The sequence below is a fragment of the uncultured Veillonella sp. genome (genome assembly GCF_900545795.1).
GTDB lineage: Bacteria > Bacillota > Negativicutes > Veillonellales > Veillonellaceae > Veillonella_A.
Map to the genome: position 1 here is coordinate 24,493 of NZ_URAR01000022.1, position 6,828 is coordinate 31,320.

Sequence of the window (6,828 nt, forward strand, 5' to 3'; positions counted from 1 at the left end):
CATGTTATTATACTAGCTCGATAAGTGCTAATGGAGCTGCATCACCTTTGCGAAGGCCAGTTTTAATTACACGAGTGTAACCGCCCTGACGATCAGCATATTTTGGAGCAATTTCATCGAACAATTTTTTAACTACATCTTCATCCATAAGGTAGGAAAGAACTTGACGACGAGCATGAAGATCACCACGTTTAGCAAGAGTGATCATTTGATCTGCTAAACCACGTAATTCTTTAGCTTTCGCTTCAGTTGTTTCAATACGATCATATTGGAAGAAAGATGTTAATATACCGCGGAATAACGCTTTGCGAGCAGAGCTGTCACGGCCTAATTTTCTATACATTAGTCATCCTCCTTATTCGCCTTTTTTCTTTAGAGTAAAATTACCTGAAGGATGATTTTGAAGTTTTTCTTCAATCTCTTCAATGGATTTTTTACCTAAGTTACGAACCTTACCTAAATCTTCCACAGTTTTGTCTAGGAGATCCGCAATTGTGTTTATACCAGCACGTTTTAAGCAGTTGTACGCACGAACAGATAATTCCAAATCATCGATTGGAATCTTAGCTGGACCATCTTCTGGACCACCATTCATGTCGCCGGCATTATCTTCTGTAATATCTTCTTCTACAGGGATAAATTCTTCAGCTGCATGTGCTAATTTTGTGAAGTTCTTAAGGTAGCCGATCATAATGTTGGCAGATCGTGCTACTGCTTCAGCTGCTGTAATGGAACCATTGGTAACAACTTCAAGAGTTAATTTATCAAAGTCCATTTCATTGCCTACACGCACATCACTTACTTCATATTTTGCTCGAAGAATTGGAGAGAAAATTGAGTCAATTGGAATACGACCAATTACATCATCTTCTTTCTTATTCTTCGTGGACGGCACATATCCTTTACCACGTTCAATGCGCACATCCATTACAAGATGAGCTACCTCATCCATTGTAGCAATTACGAGGTCAGGATTTAAAATTTCTACGTCTGGTGGGAAGTTTCTTCCGAATTCACCAGCTGTTAAAACGCCTTCCTTCTGAATATCTACACGAATATCCAATGGCAACTGTGCCTCGCTGTCAACGCGTAGGCATAATTGTTTGAGGTTAAGAATAATATCTGTAACATCCTCACGAATACCAGGAATAGTAGAAAATTCATGAAGTACTCCATCAATCTTGATAGAAGTAATGGCCGCCCCATCTAAAGACGAAAGCAGAATTCGACGCAAGCTATTACCGAGAGTGATCCCATAGCCACGATCTAATGGCTCACATACGAATTTGCCATAACGACCGTCATCGCGTACTTCAACTTTCTCGATTTTTAATTTCTTTTCTTCGCTCATCAGGACTATCCTCCTCTTAAACACGCCTTGCATCTATAGTATATCATAGCCACCGCCTAGCGGTCGCATAAACTATAAATTATACGCGACGGCGTTTTGGAGGACGGCAACCGTTATGAGGAATTGGAGTAACGTCTTTGATGCTGTTAACTTCAAGACCTGCTGCTTGCAATGCACGGATAGCAGCTTCACGACCAGATCCTGGACCTTTAACGAAAACTTCTACCTGACGCAAGCCATGTTCCATAGCAGCTTTTGCAGCTTGTTCTGCTGCCATTTGTGCTGCGAATGGAGTACTCTTACGAGAACCGCGGAAGCCTAAGCCACCAGCAGATGCCCAAGAAAGAGCATTACCATTTGTATCGGTAATTGTTACGATAGTGTTATTGAAAGTGGAGCGAATATGAGCCGCACCAGATTCAACGTGTTTCTTTTCTTTTCTTTTTCTAGATACTACCTTTTTAGCCACGCTTTATCCCTCCTTTATTATTTCTTTTTCCCAGCGATTGCTTTTCTAGGACCTTTACGAGTACGGGCATTCGTCTTAGTGCGTTGACCGCGCAAAGGCAATCCTGCACGATGACGTTTTCCGCGATAGGAGTTGATTTCAATTAAGCGCTTAATGTTAAGAGCTTCTTCACGACGAAGATCGCCTTCAACCTTGTACTCATCATCAAGAAGAGCACGGATTTTCGCAACTTCATCTTCTGTAAGGTCACGAACACGAGTATCAGGATTAATACCAGTTTTTGCCAAAATCTCTTTGGACAAAGTAAGTCCGATACCATAAATATAAGTCAAACCAATTTCCACACGTTTGTCACGTGGTAAATCTACACCGGCTATACGTGCCATCTATTCAGCCACCTCCTATCAATTAACCTTGTTTTTGTTTATGTTTTGGGTTTTCGCAAATTACCATTACACGACCTTTACGTTTAATGATTTTGCATTTTTCGCATATCTTTTTAACTGATGGTTTAACCTTCATAAGTACCTCCTTTGAGTCGCAACCACTTATTTAAAGCGGTAGGTAATGCGACCACGATTTAAGTCATATGGTGTCAGTTCCATAGTAACTTTATCACCGGGAAGGATACGAATAAAATTCATACGCATTTTACCTGACACATGGGCAAGTACCACATGGCCATTTTCCAATTCAACTTGGAACATAGCGTTTGGTAATGCCTCTACGACCGTACCTTCCACTTCAATAACGTCTTCTTTTGACATATCATTTCCTCCGGTTACTTGGTTATTTAATCAACCTGGGCTCATCACGCATGGTCAAAATTTCAGGGCCATTTTCTGTTACGACCACTGTATGTTCAAAATGAGCTGCCGGCTTACCATCAAGAGTAACCGCCGTCCAATCATCATCCAGAACTTCGACTTCATATGTTCCCATAGTAATCATAGGTTCAATACAAAGTACCATTCCCGGCTTTAATAGTGGGCCATGCCCAGCCGGACCATAATTTGGTATTTGTGGATCTTCATGCATTTCACGACCAAGGCCATGACCTACGAAATCACGCACAACACCAAATCCAAATTTTTCACAGTACGTCTGAACAGCATGAGAAATATCTCCCACTCTGTTCCCGACAACAGCTTGTTCAATTCCTTTGAACAAAGCTTCTTCTGTTACTTTTAGAAGTTTATGTACCTGTGGCTTAACTTTTCCGATAGGAATCGTTACACAGGAGTCACCATGGTATCCATTAACGGAAGAAACAAGGTCGATACTAATAATATCGCCATGTTTTAATTTCCGCTTTGCACTTGGAATGCCATGTACTACTTCATCATTAATAGAAGCACAAATTGTTGCAGGATACCCATAGTAACCTTTACAGCTTGGCTCACCACCATGGCTGCGAATATATTCTTCGGCAAACTGATCTAAATCCAAGGTCGAAACACCTGGTTTCGCTACTGCAATTAGCTGCGTCAAGGTATCAGCAGTTAGTTTACATGCCTGACGGATATACTCGATTTCATTGGGCGATTTAAGAATAATCATGGATTATTTCTCCAACGCTTTAATGATATCTGTAAATACTGCATCCACATCCTGTAATCCGTTGATTTCTACATATAAACCACTATTACGATAGTAGTCAATTAAAGGTTTTGTAGATTCTTCGTATACAGCAAGACGTTTCTGTACTGTTTCCGGTTTATCATCGTCACGATTCTCAAGACGTGCACGTTCACTGATGCGTTTAACAAGTTCTTCAGATGGAACATTTAAGTTTACAACAGCATCTAGAACAATTCCCAATTCTTTTAAAATAGCATCTAAAGATACTGCCTGAGCTGTAGTACGAGGGAAGCCATCAAGGATAAAACCTTTTTTGCAATCGTCTTTGGAAAGACGTTCACGAACGATTCCCACCGTTACGCTATCGGGAACTAGTTGACCAGCATCCATGTATTTCTTAGCCTCAAGACCAAGAGGGGTACATTCCTTCACTGCTGCTCGGAACATATCACCGGTTGAAATCTGAGGAATACCATATTTATCAATTAAACGAACAGCCTGTGTGCCTTTACCAGCACCTGGAGGTCCCATTAACAAAATATACATAGCAAATTTCCTCCTATTTAACAAAACCTTTATAATGTCTAGTTATTACTAATGACTCAACCTGCTGCATTGTATCCAACGCAACCCCTACAACGATAAGAAGGGCTGTACCACCGAAGTATACGCCTTCGATACCGGTAATCCCACCAATGAAGTTTGGAAGGATAGCTACTAATGCTAAGAACAAAGCACCAGCAAATGTAATACGAGTCATTACTCGATCTACGTAGTCTGCAGTAGGTTTACCTGGGCGAATGCCTGGGATAAATCCACCGTATTTTTTCATATTATCTGCCATATCCGTAATGTTTATTGAGATAGCTGTATAGAAGTAAGTAAATATGAAAATCAATACAGCGTATAAAACAGTCTGCAATGGCGTTCCCCATGTAAAATAGTTAGCCAGTGTTCTCACCCAGTCAACCTGCACAAACTGAGCTAATGTCACAGGAAACATCAAAACGGATGACGCAAAGATAATTGGAATCACACCTGCCTGGTTGACCTTAAGAGGAAGGAAGGTAGAGTGGCCACCATACATTTTTCGACCAACTACGCGCTTAGCATATTGAATCGGAATACGACGTTGACCTTGTGTTACAGCAATTACAAATACAACCATTGCAATTGCAATAAGAGCAAATAAAATTGCTTGGAAAATATTGATAGTTCCTACTTCAAGATATTGGTAAATTGTGCTGAATCCAGATGGGAAACGAGCTACGATACCAGCGAAGATAATAAGGGAAATACCATTGCCTATACCATAGGCAGTAATCTGCTCACCAATCCACATAAGTAGGCATGTACCTGCTGTTAAGATGATGGAGATTACGATAACGGACAACATACTGTTGTCGATTAATGCATTATTAGCACGTAGAGCATAAGCCATACCAAATGCTTGGACAAAGCCTAACACTACTGTACCATATCGAGTTACTTTAGCGATTTTTTTACGTCCATCTTCGCCTTCTTTACTCCAAGCTTCAAGGGTCGGAATCACAGCTGTTAAAAGCTGCATAATAATCGACGCATTGATGTAAGGTGTAATACTCATTGCAAAGATAGAGAACTTACTTAATGCACCGCCGGCAAAAAGGTCAAGAAGACCAAATAAGCCGCCAGCTGTAAATAAGCTTTCGATAACAGAGGCATCTACGCCAGGCACCGGAATATGAACGCCTGCCCTAAACACAATAAACATGAGAAGCGTATAGGCTACTTTATTACGGAGCTCTGTTATTTTAAAGATGTTCGAGAGGCCTTCTAGCACCCTAGATCACCTCTACTTTTCCGCCTGCCGCTACAATTTTTTCTTCTGCAGTTTTAGTAAAACCATTAGCGATAACTGTTAGTTTCTTTTCTAATGTACCATTGCCAAGAATGCGGATACCGTCACGAACGTTTTTCAAAATGCCAGCTTCAATTAAGGATACTGGATCTACGGTTGCACCATCTTCAAAACGATTTAATTGAGAAATGTTAACTTCCGCATATTCTTTAGCGAATACAGAGTTGTTGAAACCGCGTTTTGGTAAACGACGATAAAGAGGCATTTGGCCCCCTTCGAAACCTGTGCGAACACCGCCGCCGCTACGGGAATTTTGACCTTTTTGACCGCGACCAGAAGTCTTGCCAAGGCCAGAGCCTAAACCACGACCACGACGAGTGCGAGCCTTTTTAGAACCTGCTGCTGGAGCTAATTCATGAAGTTTCATTCAGTGCACCTCCTTATCTTTATTATAATTCTTCTACAGTAACTAAATGTCTAACTTTGTGAAGCATACCTTTGATTTGAGGTGTCACTTCTTTAACTACTTGAGAGTTAGTTTTTTTCAAGCCTAAAGCTTTTACAGTTGCACGCTGATCTTCAGGGCGACCGATTAAGCTTCTGGACAATGTAATTTTTACTTGTGCCATTACTGTCAATCCCCCTTATTAACCATAAATTTCAGCTACAGATTTACCGCGAAGAGCTGCAACGTCTTCAGCGCGTTTTAGCTGAGATAAACCTTCTAATGTTGCGCGAACCATGTTGTTAGGGTTGGAAGAACCAAGGGATTTCGTAAGGATGTTACGAACGCCAACTAGTTCTAATACGGCACGCACAGGACCACCTGCGATAACCCCAGTACCTTCAGCAGCTGGTTTCAAGAATACGCTGCCAGCACCGAAACGACCTGTTACAGTGTGTGGGATTGTACCATTTTTAATAACAACATGAATTAAGTTTTTCTTAGCATCATCAATGCCTTTGCGAATAGCTTCTGGCACTTCAGCCGCTTTACCTAAACCAACGCCTACATAACCGTTGCCATCACCAACAACTACGAGTGCGCTGAAGGAAAAACGACGACCGCCTTTTACTACTTTGGCTACGCGGTTGATGAATACTACTCTTTCTTTAAGATCAAGACTGGTGTAGTCAATTCTCGCCATGTCTAAAGTTCCTCCTTCTTAGAATTTCAAGCCTGCTTCACGAGCGCCTTCTGCAAGAGAAGCTACGCGACCATGGTAGATATAACCACCGCGGTCAAATACTACAGTTTCAATGCCTTTAGCAAGAGCACGTTTTGCAACAAGTTCGCCTACTGCTTTAGCAGCTTCTTTGTTACCACCATAGTTTAAGTTTAATTCTTTATCTAAAGAGCTAGCAGCAACTAAAGTTGTACCAGCTACATCATCAATAACTTGAGCGTAAATATTGCTTAAGCTACGGAAAACGTTCAAACGAGGACATTGTGCCGTACCAGAGATGTGGCGACGAATGCGAAGATGACGTTTTGCACGAGCAATATTTCTATTGGATTTACGAGCCAAGATGTTCACTCCTTTCTATGATCTACTGATATTATTTACCTTTAGCGCCAGCTTTACC

13 protein-coding genes are annotated in these 6,828 nt (G+C 41.2%); all 13 read right to left on the minus strand.

Annotated features, from left to right (window positions below; all coding sequences use genetic code 11):
- Positions 1-7: 7 nt before the first annotated feature.
- Positions 8-343 carry a 50S ribosomal protein L17 gene (rplQ, locus tag QZR90_RS08695; RefSeq protein WP_295791012.1) on the minus strand — a complete coding sequence of 112 codons (336 nt, stop codon included), beginning with the start codon at positions 341-343 and terminating at the stop codon, positions 8-10.
- A gap of 12 nt (positions 344-355) precedes the next feature.
- Positions 356-1,351: a DNA-directed RNA polymerase subunit alpha gene (locus QZR90_RS08700; protein WP_295791014.1), complete on the minus strand. Its 996-nt coding sequence runs from the start codon at positions 1,349-1,351 to the stop codon at positions 356-358.
- A gap of 79 nt (positions 1,352-1,430) precedes the next feature.
- Positions 1,431-1,820 (minus strand): 30S ribosomal protein S11, encoded by a 390-nt coding sequence (rpsK, locus tag QZR90_RS08705; RefSeq protein ID WP_295197990.1) that lies wholly within the window; start codon positions 1,818-1,820, stop codon positions 1,431-1,433.
- 17 nt (positions 1,821-1,837) lie between these two features.
- Positions 1,838-2,206, minus strand: coding sequence for a 30S ribosomal protein S13 (gene rpsM, locus QZR90_RS08710; protein ID WP_295197992.1), 369 nt, complete (start codon positions 2,204-2,206; stop codon positions 1,838-1,840).
- A gap of 22 nt (positions 2,207-2,228) precedes the next feature.
- The gene (gene rpmJ, locus QZR90_RS08715) at positions 2,229-2,342 is read right to left on the minus strand and encodes a 50S ribosomal protein L36 (protein ID WP_007391661.1); all 114 of its coding nucleotides are present in this window, start codon (positions 2,340-2,342) and stop codon (positions 2,229-2,231) included.
- 26 nt (positions 2,343-2,368) lie between these two features.
- Complete coding sequence (infA, locus tag QZR90_RS08720; RefSeq protein WP_005377071.1) at positions 2,369-2,587, minus strand: translation initiation factor IF-1; 219 nt, start codon at positions 2,585-2,587, stop codon at positions 2,369-2,371.
- Positions 2,588-2,609: 22 nt separating this feature from the next.
- Complete coding sequence (map, locus tag QZR90_RS08725; protein WP_295791020.1) at positions 2,610-3,380, minus strand: type I methionyl aminopeptidase; 771 nt, start codon at positions 3,378-3,380, stop codon at positions 2,610-2,612.
- A 3-nt stretch (positions 3,381-3,383) separates the two neighbouring features.
- Complete coding sequence (locus tag QZR90_RS08730) at positions 3,384-3,947, minus strand: adenylate kinase (protein WP_295791023.1); 564 nt, start codon at positions 3,945-3,947, stop codon at positions 3,384-3,386.
- Positions 3,948-3,960: 13 nt separating this feature from the next.
- Positions 3,961-5,223, minus strand: coding sequence for a preprotein translocase subunit SecY (gene secY, locus QZR90_RS08735; protein ID WP_295791026.1), 1,263 nt, complete (start codon positions 5,221-5,223; stop codon positions 3,961-3,963).
- Position 5,224: 1 nt separating this feature from the next.
- Complete coding sequence (rplO, locus tag QZR90_RS08740; RefSeq protein ID WP_295791030.1) at positions 5,225-5,668, minus strand: 50S ribosomal protein L15; 444 nt, start codon at positions 5,666-5,668, stop codon at positions 5,225-5,227.
- 22 nt (positions 5,669-5,690) lie between these two features.
- Positions 5,691-5,870: a 50S ribosomal protein L30 gene (rpmD, locus tag QZR90_RS08745; protein ID WP_295198008.1), complete on the minus strand. Its 180-nt coding sequence runs from the start codon at positions 5,868-5,870 to the stop codon at positions 5,691-5,693.
- Positions 5,871-5,888: 18 nt separating this feature from the next.
- Positions 5,889-6,389, minus strand: a complete 501-nt coding sequence (gene rpsE / locus QZR90_RS08750; protein ID WP_295791032.1) for a 30S ribosomal protein S5 — start codon at positions 6,387-6,389, stop codon at positions 5,889-5,891.
- An 18-nt stretch (positions 6,390-6,407) separates the two neighbouring features.
- Positions 6,408-6,770, minus strand: a complete 363-nt coding sequence (gene rplR, locus QZR90_RS08755) for a 50S ribosomal protein L18 (protein WP_295791034.1) — start codon at positions 6,768-6,770, stop codon at positions 6,408-6,410.
- Positions 6,771-6,828 lie beyond the last annotated feature (58 nt).